The organism is Tistrella sp., from assembly GCF_002684955.1.
In the GTDB taxonomy this organism is placed as follows: domain Bacteria; phylum Pseudomonadota; class Alphaproteobacteria; order Tistrellales; family Tistrellaceae; genus Tistrella; species Tistrella mobilis.
Window position 1 is genome coordinate 177,008 of the sequence record NZ_NYWI01000036.1, and the last position, 13,787, is coordinate 190,794.

Sequence of the window (13,787 nt, forward strand, 5' to 3'; positions counted from 1 at the left end):
CGGATGGCGGCAAGCCGGCGGATCGGCGCAGGCAGCCGGCCGGTCATTTAACAAACAATTGTTTGGTTAAGGTCGACCTGCTAGCTTCGGAGGAATGGCACCAAACGTTCGTTCGCTCAATCCCCAATCTCACCCGAGACCAAGGCCGCGACAAGATGACCGTCGACTACGACCCCAGGGATCCGCAGATCCGCAACAATCCCTTCCCGTCGTTCCGCCGTCTGCAGGACGAGGATCCGGTGCACTGGAACCCGCATCTGCGCGCCTGGGTCATCACCCGTTATGCCGATGTCCGCAAGGTGGCCCTGAACAGGCGGATGTCGCCCGACCGGCTGACGCCGTTTTACGACAGCCTGCCCGAGGCCCGGCGCGGCGTGGGGGGGGAGCTGATCCGCTATCTGAATCTCTGGATGGTGTTCCGCGACCCGCCCGAGCACACAAGGCTGCGGCGGCTGATGAACGAGGCCTTCACCCCCAGGGCCGTGGAGCGGCTGCGCCCCAATGTCGAGCGGATCGTCGGCCGGCTGCTCGACGATCTGCTGCCGCGGGGCCGGATGGATCTGGTGCGGGATTTCGCCTACCCCCTGCCCGCGACGGTGATCATGGACATGCTGGGCGTGCCGCATGATCAGCTGGACCGGTTCAAGGACTGGTCGGACGATCTGGCGCTGTTCCTGGGCAGCGCCCGCGACGTGCCCGACAAGTACGAGCGGGCACGTCGTGGCGCGCTCGAAATGTCGTCCTATTTCCGCGAGGTGATCGCCGATCGCCGCCGCCGGCCGGGCGAGGACGTGTTGAGCGCCCTGATCGCCGCCGGCACGCCCGAGGAACGGCTGACCGAGGACGAGTTGATCGCCGCCGCCATGCTGTTCCTGTTCGCGGGCCACGAGACCACCACCAACCTCATCTCCAACGGCATCTATTCGATGCGGATGCATGCCGGTGCCTGGGCGCGGCTGGTGGCCGATCCCTCGTCCGAACTGCTGGCGACGGCGGTGGAGGAATGCCTGCGCTATGACGGCCCCTCGGGCGGTATCGCCCGGGTGGTGCGGGTGACGCACGAGATGGAGGGGCGGGAACTGAAAGAGGGCGACCGGGTCTTCGCGATGCTGAACGCCGCCAATCGCGACCCGCGGGTCTTCGAGGCGCCGGACGACTTCGTCATCGACCGCAGCCCCAACCGCCACCTGACCTTCGGCCAGGGTATCCATTTCTGCCTGGGCGCGCCGCTCGCCCGGCTGGAGGCCGAGATCGCCTGTCGCGAGATCGCCCGCCGCATACCCGACCTAACCCTCGGTACCGCCGCCCCCGACTGGCATGATTCGCTGATTATGCGCGGCATCACCTCGCTGCCGGTGCATTTCCGGCCGGGCAAATCGGTGGCGGCCTGAGGTAAGCTGGGGCTCAATCAAAAGCCGACCCCCAGGAGACGCCCGCCCGATGACCCGTGAAGCCGACGCCGCCCAGACCCCTGAAACGCCCGAGACCCCTGAAACGCCCGAGACGCCCCTGATCGAGATCGACCGCCCGGCACCGGGCGTGGCATTGGTGCGCATCGATCCCGGCCCCGAGGGGCTGATGGATGCCGCCGCCGCCGATGCGCTCGCCGGAGCGGTCACGGCGCTCGATGCCGATCCGGGCGTGCGGGCCGTGGTGCTGACCGGCGCCGTGCCCGGCATGTTCGTGCGCCATTACAGCCTGATCGAGCTTGGGGCGACGGCCGGGAAGGTCGCGGCTTCCGGCCGGCGGTTCAACGATCTCTCCCGGCCGGTGAAACCCGCCCCGTTCAATGCCTGTCTCGACCGGATCCAGGCGAGCGCCAGGCCCTGGATCGCCGCACTCAACGGCTGGGCGATGGGCGGCGGCTTCGAACTGGCACTGGCCTGCGACCTGCGGGTGGCCCTCGACGGGCCCTGGAAGTTCGGCCTGCCGGAAGTGCGCGCCGGGCTGCTGCCGGGCGGTGGCGGCACCCAGCGCCTGACCCGGCTGCTGGGCGAGGCCCGGGCGCTGGATTTCGTGCTCCGCGGCCGCATCGTCTCTCCGGCCGAGGCCGATCGGCTGGGGCTGCTCTCGGCGCTGGTGCCCGAAGGCGGCGATGTCGCCGGTGCCGCGGTCGCCCTCGCCGCAGACCTTGCCGCCCTGCCGCGGCTGGGGATCGCCCATGCCAAGCGGCTGGTCCGCACCGCCCTCGACGGCACGCTGGAACAGGGGCTTGCGGCCGAGCGCACGCTCTTCGTCGATACCCTGACCGATCCCGACACCCGCGCCCTGGTCGACCGCATGGCGAGGGATGCCGACGGACGGATCGACGAGGCGGCGCTAGCTGCCGCTCAGGCGCCGGTCAAGGCGCCCGAAGCCGGCACGGCATGATGTCGGGCGGCATAGTGGTCGCCGGCCGTTGCGGCCTGTCGTATCGCCAAAGCGGAGGGATCTGATGACCGAGCGATTTTTCTGGGAAGACCCCTATCTCGACCGGCTGGACAGCAGGGTCGCGGCGGTCGACGGCGACTGGATCACCCTCGACCGGACGATCTTTTTCGCCTTCTCGGGCGGTCAGGAGAGCGATCGCGGCCGGATCGGTGGCCACGAGGTGCTCGAAGCGGTCGCCGATGGCCCCGGGATCCGCTACCGCCTCGCCCCCGATCACGGCCTTGAACCGGGGGCCCCGGTCACGGCCGAGATCGATATGACCCGCCGCTACCGGCTGATGCGGCTGCACTTCGCCGCCGAGCTGGTGCTGGAACTGGCCGACCGGCACATGCCGGGGGCGGCCAAGATCGGCGCGCATATCGCCGAAGACAAGGCGCGGATTGACTTCCTCTGGCCCAGCCCCGTGACGCCGCTGCTGCCGGTCTTCCTGGCCGATGTGGCGGAACTCGTCGCCGCCGACCTCCCGATCATTTCGGCCTTTTCGGATCAGGCGGCCGGCCGCCGCTACTGGGAGGTCGAGGGTGTTGCCCGCGTGCCCTGTGGCGGCACCCATCTCCGGCGCACCGGCGAAGTGGGCGCGATCACGCTCAAGCGGGTGAATGTCGGCAAGGGCAAGGAGCGGATCGAGATGCGGCTTGTGGCGCCGTGAGTGTCGCGGCAGAAGCTCCGCCTTCGGGGACGGTTGGAATGACGGCCGGAAGCCTGGTCCGCGGTGGCATTACCGTCGCCGCCACCGGCTTCCTGCGCGCGGGGGTGAAGCTCGACGCCGTGCTGACGGCTTGATCGTTGATACCGCCTACTCTGTCCAGGGTGCGTTGAGGATCAGGCTGCAGAAGTCCGTCCGGCGATAGCCGGGCTCGTTGCGGGCCAGCACGTCAGCCTTCACATTGCCGAAAGTGGTCTCGGGCTTGAGCCGGGTACCGTTCGCAAAAGCGCGGATGATGCCTTCCTTGAAGCCGTGGCCGCGCGGATGGCATGCGCAGACCGCGTCCCGGTCCGCGGTGGTGAAATCGTGATAGCCGATGCCGAGCACATCTGCTTCCACGCCAGCGGTGACGAGTGCGACCACGGGGCGCTTGTGCTGAGGAATGCCGGGCGTGGTGTGGAGGGCGATTGCGTCCCAGACATCATCGATATCGCCTTCGTCGATATGGTGGCCGCGCAGGAAGTCGCGGGCGGCATTGGCTCCGTCGACCTCGAAACGTTCCGTGGCACTGGCATAGGGTGGCTGAAGGCCCATGTCGTGGAACATCGCGCCAACATAGAGCAGTTCGTGATCGACCGGCAGTTTCTTGCGGCGTCCGGTCAGCGCGCCGAACAGAAAAACCCGGTTGGAGTGGTGGTACAGCAGATCGGACTCGGTATCGCGCACCAACTGGTCGCATTGGCGGGCAAGTGCGCTGTCAGGGATACGGATTCCGGCGACGGTCCTGGTCATGGCTGCCTCTTGTTATCGAAAGTGTAGTGGAGGAGAGTGGCCGGTCCGCAGCCATCTCATGCGTGCTGAGTGTTGCAGGCGTGCCGGAGCCTGGGCAACGCGACCAGTCCGCGGTTTCCGGCCGTCTGTACGTGCTTTTCGGACGAACAGGCGGAGGCATAGGGGGAATGACAGCGCAGCGTGTAGCGATCCTGATCCACGAGGGTGTGCAGCTGCTCGACGTTGCAGGCCCGGCAGACGTGTTCGCTGAGGCCAACGGCTTTATCGACGCCAAGGCAGGCTACGAGATCGTGCTGGTTGCGGGACGTGCGGGCTCTGTCCGCGCCACGGCGGGCCTCCGCCTGTCAGCCGATTTGTCTGTCGACGAAGCGGGCCTCGACTACCATGCAGTTCTGGTCGCGGGCGGGCCGGACCTCCCCGAGGCTGAGCCTGATGCCGCTGTCACGCGCTGGCTGAGGCAGGTGGCGGAAGCCGCGCCACTTTACGGCTCGATCTGTACCGGCGCCTTCGTCCTGGGCCATGCCGGGTTGCTCGACGGCCGGTCGGTTACCACCCACTGGCAGAACGCGGCCCGACTTGCCCGCATGTTCCCCGCGGCTCGGGTCGAACACGACCGCATACATATACGTGATGGCCGTCTGGTGACGTCAGCGGGTGTGACTGCTGGTATCGATCTCGCTCTCGGCATGGTTGCCGAGGCGCATGGGCGTGCGGCGGCACTGGCTGTCGCCAGAAGGCTGGTGGTGGTGGCACAGCGTCTGGGCGGCCAGTCGCAGTTCAGCCCGTTCCTGACCGCTCCTGTCGACGAACGTTCGCCTGTCGCCCGGGTCCAGGCCCATGTGATGGAGCAGCCGTCAGCGCCGCATGGATTGGAGGATCTCGCGCGCATCGCGAGCATGAGTCCTCGCAATTTCACGCGGCTCTTCTTCCGGGAGACCGGTACGACGCCACGTGACTTTGTTGAGAGTGCCCGCATTGATGCCGCTCGCCGCCTGCTCGAGGCGGATGATGCGCCGCTGAAGGCAATAGCCTGGACATCCGGCTTCGGTGGCGTGGACCGGATGCGGGCGGCTTTCCTGCGCCGGCTGGGCGTGACACCGGCCGAGTACCGCGCCCGATTCCGGATGCCGGAGGTGATCAAAGCTCCAGCTTCATCCCCAGATGGCTGCCGGTGAAGCCCAGCCGCTCGTAGAAGCGGTGGGCGTCCTTGCGGGTGAGGTCGGTGGTCAGCTGAACCAGGCTGCAGCCGCGATCGGCGGCAAGGCCGATGGCATGGCGGATAAGGGTTTCGCCCAGGCCCTGGCCGCGGGCGGTGCCGGCGACGCGCACGCCCTCGATCTGGCCGCGGATGCGGCCCTTGCGCGAGAGGCCGGGAATGATGGTGAGCTGGAGCGTGCCGTGGACCTGGCCCGCCGCGTCCGCGACCAGCTGGATCTGGTTCGGATCGGCAGCCATCGCCCGGAAGGCCGAGACATAGGCGGGGTCGAGCGGCAGGCGCGGATCCTCGCGGGTCCGGCCCAGCACGTCATCGGCGAGCAGGGCGACGATGGCTGGCAGATCGGCTTCGGTGGCCGGACGGATCACGAGGCTGGGGGCGATCATAAGGCATCTCCTCCGGGCGGGTGCCCGAGGCTGTCATGCCTGTGCGGCGTCGTCCAGCCGGCGAGAGAAAAATGCGGGACGGCCCGGGGGATAAGGGGCCGCCCCGCAAGAGAGCCGCTGCTGCCAGGGACGTGCGAGCGCGGCCGGAAAGATCATGGCGCACGCGCGCCGGACCCTTGTGGTACCGGTCAGGCGTCGGCGCGGGCCAGGATGGCGACCGCGCAGGCGGCCTCGTCGAAGCCGACCACCCCGCCGCCATTCTCGGCGAGGGCGATCTTCGCATCCGCCACCTGGCGGTCGCCCGCTTCGTGGCGGAGCTGGGCGGCCAGTTCCGAGACCATCGACAGGCCGGTCGCCCCCACCGGATGGCCCTTGGAGACCAGCCCGCCCGAGGTATTGACCGGCAGCCGGCCGCCCAGCCGGGTCTCGCCCGCCTCGATGAAGCGGCCGCTGGTGCCGGGCTCGCAGAAGCCCAGCATCTCCAGCTGATAGAGTTCGCAGAACGAGGTGGCGTCGTGCAGCTCGACCAGATCGATGTCGGCGGGGCTGAGCCCGGCGCGGGCATAGGCCTTCTTCGCCGCCACCGAACTCAGGCCGGGCTCGTCGAGATCGCGATACTTGCCGCCCGACATGGCGAGGCCGGCGATGCGGATCGCGCGCGCACGGATATGGGCCGGCTGACCATCGAGATAATCCTTCGAACACACCAGCACACCGGCGGCGCCGTCACCGATCGGCGCGCACATCGATCGGGTGAGCGGGAAGCTCACCGGCCGGTCGGCCAGCACCTCGTCGGGCGAAACCTCGAACCGGTACTGGGCCTTGGGGTTCAGGCTGCCATGCCAGTGGTTCTTCGAGGCGGCGATGGCGATCTGGCGCTGGGTCGTGCCCCATTTCGCCATGTGATAGCAGGCCTGCATGGCATAGGTGTCCATGAACACCGTCCGGTCGGGGCCGTATTCGAAGGGCTTGTTGGCGGTCTCGCCGGCCGCGGCGTAGTACTGCCGCCATTCATCCGGGTCCATCTGATCGATGCCGCCCTCGAAGATCTCCTTGGTGCGTTCGGCATCGCCGGGCACGAAGGTCTTCTCGACGCCCATCGCCATCGACAGCTCGACCTCGCCCGAGGCGACATCCTTGAACGCGCCGGACAGCGCCATCATCGCCGAGGCGCAGCCGCCCTCGACATTGACCATCGGCACCCGCTCGGGAAACAGGCCCTCGCGCACCAGCGGCGTGAAACAGACCTGGCCGCGGATATTGCGCTGGCCCCAGCTGCCCATGCCGCAATTGCTGAACCAGCCGGTTTCGATCCCGGCCCCCGTCTCCAGCCCGGCATCGGCCAGGAGGCCGGTATAGGCCTCGCGGGTCAGAGCCTTGAAGCCGGTCTCGGGCTTCTTGCCGAAGGCGGTCGAGAAGGCACCGATGATATAGACGTCGCGCATGGTCGGGCAGCTCCGGCGTGGGGATCGTCTCTTGGGATGGGAACTTACCAATGGGTCATTTGGCAGGCAAGTGTCGTGATCGGCCAACTCCCCGTCGCCAGGGCCGATCGCTCCGGCTATATGCTGACAGCACGGAACAGTGGGGGACTGGCGGGAACCGATGCGGGCCTTGCTCATCGACAACCATGACAGCTTCACCGGCAATCTGGCCCGGCTGTGGTGGCAGGTCACCGGGCAGCTGCCGCTGGTGGTGCCGCATGATGCCGCGCGCTGGGCGGAGCTTGCGGCGGACGGCTTCGAGGCCGTGCTGATTTCGCCCGGCCCCGGGCGGCCCGACACGCCGGCGGATTTCCGGCTGGGGGCCGAGGTGCTGCAACTGGCGCTCAGCCCCGGCGTCCGGCTGCCGGTGCTCGGCATCTGCCTTGGCCATCAGGGCATCGCCGCCGCGGCGGGCGGGCGGGTGGTGCAGGCGGGGGAGCCGCGCCATGGCCGGACCAGCCCCGTGCATCATCAGGGCCATCCGCTGTTCCGGGGCGTGGCCTCGCCTTTCGAAGCCGTGCGCTACCATTCCCTGATCGCGGCCGAACCGCTGCCCGACAGGCTCGAGGTTCTGGCCCGCGCCGGCGATGACGGCGCGGTGATGGCGCTCGGCCACGTCTCGGCACCGGTCTACGGCCTGCAATTCCATCCGGAATCGATCCTGACGCCCGATGGCGCGCGACTGCTGGCGAATTTCGCCCGGCTGGCCGGCCCCGGAACCGCGGCACCGGCGGCCCCTGCGCAGCGGCTTGCGGTGCCGCCGGTGGACGATCCCTGGCCGCCCGGCCTGCTGCCCGAAGCCGGGGCAGAGGGGTGGAGGGTGCTGCGCCGGCCGCTCGCCGAGGGCGTCGATATCGAGGCGGCGGCCGACCTCGTCCGCCGGCTGAGCGGCTGGTCGGTCTGGCTGGATCCCGCCGATGGCGATCCGGCGGCGCAGCCGGTGCTGATCCCCGATCAGGGGCCGCTGGCACGGCGTCTGTCCTATCGCGTCGCCGACCGCCGGATGACCGTCGCGGACGGCGGCGGGCAGCGGCTGGGGCAGGTTGCGGGCGACGCCTTCGATCTGCTGGGGGCGGCGATCGATCGGATCGGCCCGCTGGCGCCGCTTGCCGACGGCGCCGGCGGGCGGCTGCCCGGTCCCGGCTTTTTCGGCTATCTGGGCTACGAACTGGCGGAGTTGTCCACCGGCGTGGCCCACCACCCCTCCGGCCGGGATGATCTGCGCCTGATCCTGGCCGACCGGCTGCTGGTGGCCCGGGCCGGCGCCGATGGACGTTATGCGATCGAGGCGGTGATGCTGGTGCCGGCAGGCGATGCCGGGGCCTCCGCTCAGGCCGATGCCTGGGCGGAGGCCTGGGCCGGCCGCCTGGCATCTGCCCGCCCTCTGTCGCCGCCCGACATGACCCCCGCCGCCCTGCCGGTCGCGGCAGTCCATGATCGCGCCGCCTATCGCCGCCGCATCCGCGCCGCGCAGCGGCTGATCCGCATCGGCCAGTCTTTCGAGATCTGCCTGACCACCCGCTTCCGGGTGCGCGGGGCGATCGACCCCTGGCAGAGCTATCGCCGGCTGCGCCGCGCGGCACGGGCACCGCTGATGGCCTGGCTGGGCTTCGGCGACATGGCGGTGCTGTCGGGATCGCCCGAACTCTTTCTCGATCTGGACCCGGTGGCGGGCATCGCGACCGCCCGGCCGATCAAGGGCACCGTCCGGCGGGCCGCCGATCCCGTCGAGGATGCGAAACTTGCCGCGGGACTGGCGGCGAGCGAGAAGGAACGCGCCGAAAACCTGATGATCGTCGATCTGATGCGCAACGATCTGGGCCGGGTCGCGCGCCCCGACGGGGTGGCGGTGCCGGTGCTGTTCGGGATCGAGAGCTTCGCCACCGTCCATCAGCTGGTGAGCACCGTCACCGCCCGGCTGGCATCCGCGCCGCCGGGGCGCCGGACGGCGGGGCTGCTGCGGGCCTGCTTTCCCGGCGGGTCGATGACCGGTGCGCCGAAACGCCGCACGCTCGAGATCATCCACCGGCTGGAGGGCGAGGCGCGCGGGGTCTATTCGGGCGCCATCGGCCGCATCGGCCTGGACGGATCCCTGCGCCTCTCGATGGTGATCCGCACCGCCGTGGTCGACGGCCAGGGCGCCACCGTCGGGGCCGGCGGTGCCATCACCCATCTGTCGGACCCCGAGGCCGAGATCGATGAAGTGGCGCTCAAGGCCTCGGCACCGCTGGCGGCACTTTTTCCCGACGGTTTTGCGAAGGCTTGATCCGGATCAAGGTTCGGATGCATCCAGGGTTTAGAGTGATGGCCATCGGACGGGATGCCAGCCCCGCCCGGTGCCGCACCGGCGGTCGCCGGTGGAGCTTTCGCGCAGTCCCCCCAGGAGGTCCGGTCAATGTCCTACAAGAGCCTGCTCGTCCATGTCGACGATCGTCCGTCGACCGAAGCCCGTCTCGATGTCGCGCGCATGCTGCAGGAGCGGTTCGACGCCCATCTGACCGCCGTCTATCTGTCGGTCGACGTGGTGATGCCCGGCTACATGATGGAGCATGTCCCCTCCAGCGTGCTGGAAGCGGCGGCGGAAGAGCGCAAGAAGCAGGCGAAGCTGCGCCTGGCCGAGATCGACACGATGCTGAAGCGGCGGCACATGACCGTCGAGATGCGCTCCGAGAGCGTGATCGCCACCGATTACATCGACCGCGTCGCCCTGCATGCCCGCTATGCCGATCTGACCATTCTGGGCCAGCCCGAGCCCGGCACCGACGATGCCGGTGACCTGCTGATCGAGGAAACCATGTTCGGTGCCGGCCGGCCGGTGCTGGTCGTCCCCTATATCGGCCTGCCCAAGGGCGGCAAGGTCGGCAGCAAGGTGCTCGCCGCCTATGACGGCGGCCGCGAGGCCACCCGCGCGCTGGTCGACGCCCTGCCGATGCTGAAGACCGCCGATGCCGTGAAGCTGTTGGTGATCAATCCCAAGCCCGGCCGCCATGGCGAGGCGCCCGGCCACGACATGGCCCGCTATCTGGCCCGCCACGGCGTCAATGTCGAGGTGGCGGTCGAGAAGATGTCGACCAGCGATGTCGGCATCGGCGATGCGGTGCTGAACCATGTCGCCGAGAACGATATCGATCTGCTGGTGATGGGTGCCTATGGCCACAGCCGTCTGCGCGAGCTGGTGCTGGGCGGCGTTACCCGCCACATCATGGGCCATATGACCGTGCCGGTGCTGATGTCGCACTGACCGCCCACTGCCCAGGCCGATCAGGCCCAGACCGATCAGGCCCGGAACCGCCGAGGTTCCGGGCACCGTGACGGCCCGCCGGGGAAGCCCCCCTCGGCGGGCCGTTACGCGTTTGGGGCGTCCTGCGCGCGATCAGGCGCCGGTATCGAGCAGCAGGGCGCCGGTGCCGGCGCCGGATTCCAGCCGGTCATGCGCCTCGGCGATCCGGTCGAGCGGCAGGCGGCCGCCGGTCGGCACGATCAGCCCCTCTGCCATGCGCGCGATCACGGCGGCACCGGCGCTGCGATAGGTTTCCGCATCGGAGATGAAGCCGATCACGCTCGGCCGGGCGAGGGCGATGGATCGCGCCGGGCCCAGATCATAGACGGAGATCGGCGGGATCCGCCCCGCTGCCTCGCCCAGGCTCGCGACCATGCCGAAACGGCGGGCCATGCCGAAGCTCCGGGCCAGCATGTCGCCGCCGATGCCGTCGATCACCAGATGGGCGCCGCCATCGGTTGCCGCCTGCACCGCGGCCACCGGATCTTCCGCCCTGCGGTCGATGACCAGATCGGCGCCGGCTGCGCGGGCCAGCGCCGCCTTTTCGGCCCCGCCGGCGATACCGATCATCCGCAGCCCCAGCCGCCGGCCATGGGCGATCGCCATCCGGCCGATCCCGCCTGCGGCGGCGTGTACCACCACGGTCTCGCCCGGCTGCATTGGCCTGACCCGCGTGAACAGCATCTCGACCGTCAGCGCGCGCAGCAGAGAGGCGGCGGCCATGTCGTCACCCACGGCATCCGGCAGCTTCAGGGCCCGCCAGGCCGGCAGCAGGCGATGGGTGGCATAGCCGCCATAAGGGGCGCCGGCCCAGGCGATCCGGTCGCCCGGCGCCAGCCCCATGACCTCGGGCCCCACCGCCTCGATCACGCCTGCCGCCTCGGCACCGATCACCGTCGGCAGGGCCGGCAGCGGATAGAGCCCGCGGCGGTGGTAGATGTCGAGGAAGTTCAGCCCGGCGACCGTCTGGCGGATCAGGATCTCGCCCGGTCCCGGGGCCGGCACCGGCAGCTCCTCGACACGGAAACCTTCGGTCCCCCCGGCCGCATGAAGGCGGACGGCGCGGGCGGTGGCGACAGCGGACATGGATCGGATCTCCTTCAGCCTCGGCCGCGGCGGGGTGCTGCGGCCCTGGGGCTGAGGATAGATCTGTGGACATCCACCCAAACAGCTGGCAGCTTTGCGCAATCTCTGTGGAATTATCCACAGATCCGGGCATGAGCGGGCGATGAACTGGGACGATCTGCGCTATTTCCTGGCGCTTCAGCGCAGCGGGTCGCTGCTGGGGGCGGCGCGGGTGCTCAAGGTGGACCACACCACGGTTGCCCGGCGGGTGGATGCGCTGGAAACCGCGCTCGGCCTCAGGCTCTTCGACCGGCTGCCGCGCGGCTGGGTGCCCACCGCCGACGGCGAACGCCTGCTGCCGGCGGCCGAACGGGTGGAAGAGGGGGTGATCGCCCTCGGCCGTGCCGGTGCGGCGGCGGGCGGGCTCGCCGGCACGGTGCGGGTGGCGGTACCGCCGGTCTTCGGCGCGCATTTCCTGGCGCCGCGACTGGCGCCCTTGGCCCTTGCCCATCCTGAGCTTGAACTAGAACTGGCCGGCGATATCGGCGCGGTCAGCCTGCTGCGCCGGGATGCGGATCTGGCGGTCCGGCTGGAGCGCACCGGTGATGGCGAACTGATCAGCCGGCATCTGGGCCGGATGGGCTTCGCCCTCTACGGCACGCCCGAACATGCCGCCCGTCCGCCGGCGCGCTGGGAATTCGCCGGCTATGACGACCGTCTGGCCGGTGTGGCGCAGCAGCGCTGGCTGATCCGCCAGGCGGCCGGCCGGCCGATCCGGCTGCGGGCCAATGATCTGGCGGCGCTGGCCGAATATGCGGCGACCGGTCTGGCGCTCGCCGCCCTGCCGCATTTCCTTGCCGATCCCGATCCCCGGCTGGTCAGGGTGGTGGAAGACACCGAAGGCGAGGCCGGCCGCGACATCTGGCTGCTTGTCCATGCCGATCTGCGCCGCTCCCCCCGGGTGCGGGCGGTCATGGATGCGGTGATCGGCGCCTGTGCCCGCGACCGGGCGCTGCTCGACGGCTCCGGCGTGGCAAAGCCCACGGGGGCGCCCGCCACCCCCTGATCTGCCGGCGCCAGAGACCCGATATGCCCTGTCTCAGAGCATCGATGGGCGGAGGGGGAAGGTCATGGCCGATATCCGGGATCGACAGCCGTCGCGGCGGCGCCTGCTGCATCTCTCGGCCGGTGCGGCCGTGCTGCTGCCCTTTGCGGGCCTCGTCCGGCCGGGCATGACGCGCGCCGCGACGCCGGCCTGCGGGGCAGGGGATCCCACGCCCCGGCAGACCGCCGGCCCCTATTTCAGCCCGGGATCACCGCAGAAGGCGGATTTCACGGCCGATGCGTCTGATGGCGAGGTGATGCAGGTCAGCGGGCGGGTGCTCGATACCGACTGCCGGCCGATCGCGGGCGCGCTGCTCGACATCTGGCATGCCGATCCGACGGGTGCCTACGACAATCGGGGCTTCCGCATGCGCGGCCATCAGTTCGCCGACGATGCCGGACGCTACCGGCTGACGACGCTCAGGCCCGGCCTCTATCCCGGCCGCACCCGCCACATCCACATCCGGGTCCAGGCCCCGGGCGGGCCGGTGTTGACCACCCAGCTCTATTTCACGGACGAGCCCGGCAATGATCGCGACCGGATCTTCCGGCCCGACCTGGTGATGGCCCAGGCGGCCGATGGCGGCTATGGCTTCGATTTCGTGGTGGCGAAATAGCGGGCGGGCGAGGTGCCGAAGCGCCGCCGGAACATGGCGATGAAATTGCTGGGCCCCGCATAGCCCAGCGCATCCGAGACGATCGCCACCGGCTCGCCGGTCGCGAGCATCTCCAGCGCCCGCACCAGCCGCGCCTGCCGGCGCCATTCTCCGAAGGTCATGCCGGTCTGGGCGATGAAGGCCCGGCGGGCCGTGCGGGGCGACAGCCCCACCTGGCTCGCCCAGTCTTCCAGGGTTCTGTCATCGGCCGGATCGGCCGCAAGCGCGGTCGCGATCCGGGCCAGCCGCCGCTCCGTCGGCATGGGCAGATGGAGCGGTTCGGCCGGGGCGGCGGCGATCTCGTCGAGCAGCACGGCGGTCAGCCGTTCCTGACGGGCATCCAGCCGGTCGGCCCGCCACCAGCCTGCGGCACGGCGGACCAGCGCCCGCATCACCTCGTTCACGGCCAGAACCTGCGGGCCGGCCGGCAGCCCGGCGCAGGCCTCGGGTGCCACCAGCACGGTCCAGCCCGAGGTGACGCCGGTCATCGCTCCCCAATGGGGTATGCCGGGCGGCATCCATCCCGCCCGGTGAGGCGGCAGCAGCCATGAACCATGGGGCGTGCGGCTGTGCATCAGCCCGGTCTCGATACAGATCAGCTGGCCGCGGCGGTGGGCATGCCAGTCCACTTCATGGCTGCCGAGCGGGAAATCGTTCTCAAGCCCCACACCGCTCGCCAGCGCGATGACCGGCGGCCCGTCGGGGCGGTCGAACAGATCCATGCGCGG

At 69.8% G+C, this 13,787-nt stretch carries 13 protein-coding genes; 8 read left to right on the forward strand and 5 right to left on the reverse strand.

Going from position 1 to position 13,787, the window contains the following annotated elements:
- Positions 1 to 155: 155 nt before the first annotated feature.
- The 3 genes from CMO28_RS13250 (at position 156) to CMO28_RS13260 (ending at position 3,079) form a co-directional block, all read left to right on the forward strand.
- A complete protein-coding gene (locus CMO28_RS13250; protein WP_296714170.1) occupies positions 156 to 1,391 on the forward strand; it encodes a cytochrome P450 in 1,236 nt (411 codons plus the stop codon).
- A 49-nt stretch (positions 1,392 to 1,440) separates the two neighbouring features.
- Complete coding sequence (locus CMO28_RS13255; protein ID WP_296714171.1) at positions 1,441 to 2,370, forward strand: enoyl-CoA hydratase/isomerase family protein; 930 nt, start codon at positions 1,441 to 1,443, stop codon at positions 2,368 to 2,370.
- A gap of 64 nt (positions 2,371 to 2,434) precedes the next feature.
- On the forward strand, positions 2,435 to 3,079 hold the full coding sequence (locus CMO28_RS13260; RefSeq protein WP_296714173.1) for an alanyl-tRNA editing protein: 645 nt from the start codon (positions 2,435 to 2,437) through the stop codon (positions 3,077 to 3,079).
- 147 nt (positions 3,080 to 3,226) lie between these two features.
- Here CMO28_RS13260 and CMO28_RS13265 read toward each other — a convergent pair whose 3' ends face one another.
- Positions 3,227 to 3,868, reverse strand: coding sequence for an HD domain-containing protein (locus CMO28_RS13265; RefSeq protein WP_296714175.1), 642 nt, complete (start codon positions 3,866 to 3,868; stop codon positions 3,227 to 3,229).
- Between the two features lie 167 nt (positions 3,869 to 4,035).
- On the opposite strand from CMO28_RS13265, the gene CMO28_RS13270 reads away from it, so the two are divergent.
- Positions 4,036 to 5,043 (forward strand): GlxA family transcriptional regulator, encoded by a 1,008-nt coding sequence (locus CMO28_RS13270; RefSeq protein WP_296714177.1) that lies wholly within the window; start codon positions 4,036 to 4,038, stop codon positions 5,041 to 5,043.
- On the opposite strand, the gene CMO28_RS13275 is transcribed toward CMO28_RS13270, so the two are convergent.
- Positions 5,006 to 5,467, reverse strand: a complete 462-nt coding sequence (locus tag CMO28_RS13275) for a GNAT family N-acetyltransferase (RefSeq protein WP_416370971.1) — start codon at positions 5,465 to 5,467, stop codon at positions 5,006 to 5,008. The genes CMO28_RS13270 and CMO28_RS13275 overlap by 38 nt on opposite strands.
- A 191-nt stretch (positions 5,468 to 5,658) precedes the next feature.
- Positions 5,659 to 6,915 (reverse strand): thiolase family protein, encoded by a 1,257-nt coding sequence (locus CMO28_RS13280; RefSeq protein WP_296714180.1) that lies wholly within the window; start codon positions 6,913 to 6,915, stop codon positions 5,659 to 5,661.
- 160 nt (positions 6,916 to 7,075) lie between these two features.
- On the opposite strand from CMO28_RS13280, the gene CMO28_RS13285 reads away from it, so the two are divergent.
- Positions 7,076 to 9,220, forward strand: a complete 2,145-nt coding sequence (locus tag CMO28_RS13285; RefSeq protein WP_296714181.1) for a chorismate-binding protein — start codon at positions 7,076 to 7,078, stop codon at positions 9,218 to 9,220.
- A 129-nt stretch (positions 9,221 to 9,349) separates the two neighbouring features.
- Positions 9,350 to 10,195: a universal stress protein gene (locus CMO28_RS13290; protein WP_296714184.1), complete on the forward strand. Its 846-nt coding sequence runs from the start codon at positions 9,350 to 9,352 to the stop codon at positions 10,193 to 10,195.
- 132 nt (positions 10,196 to 10,327) lie between these two features.
- On the opposite strand, the gene CMO28_RS13295 is transcribed toward CMO28_RS13290, so the two are convergent.
- A complete protein-coding gene (locus tag CMO28_RS13295) occupies positions 10,328 to 11,320 on the reverse strand; it encodes a quinone oxidoreductase family protein (protein WP_296714186.1) in 993 nt (330 codons plus the stop codon).
- 142 nt (positions 11,321 to 11,462) lie between these two features.
- Here CMO28_RS13295 and CMO28_RS13300 point away from each other — a divergent pair, with 142 nt between their 5' ends.
- Complete coding sequence (locus tag CMO28_RS13300) at positions 11,463 to 12,365, forward strand: LysR family transcriptional regulator (protein WP_296714188.1); 903 nt, start codon at positions 11,463 to 11,465, stop codon at positions 12,363 to 12,365.
- A gap of 64 nt (positions 12,366 to 12,429) precedes the next feature.
- Positions 12,430 to 13,020 carry an intradiol ring-cleavage dioxygenase gene (locus CMO28_RS13305; protein ID WP_296714189.1) on the forward strand — a complete coding sequence of 197 codons (591 nt, stop codon included), beginning with the start codon at positions 12,430 to 12,432 and terminating at the stop codon, positions 13,018 to 13,020.
- Here the strand turns inward: CMO28_RS13305 and CMO28_RS13310 are convergent.
- The gene (locus tag CMO28_RS13310; protein ID WP_296714191.1) at positions 12,990 to 13,781 is read right to left on the reverse strand and encodes an AraC family transcriptional regulator; all 792 of its coding nucleotides are present in this window, start codon (positions 13,779 to 13,781) and stop codon (positions 12,990 to 12,992) included. The two genes, CMO28_RS13305 and CMO28_RS13310, sit on opposite strands and share 31 nt — an antisense overlap.
- Positions 13,782 to 13,787 lie beyond the last annotated feature (6 nt).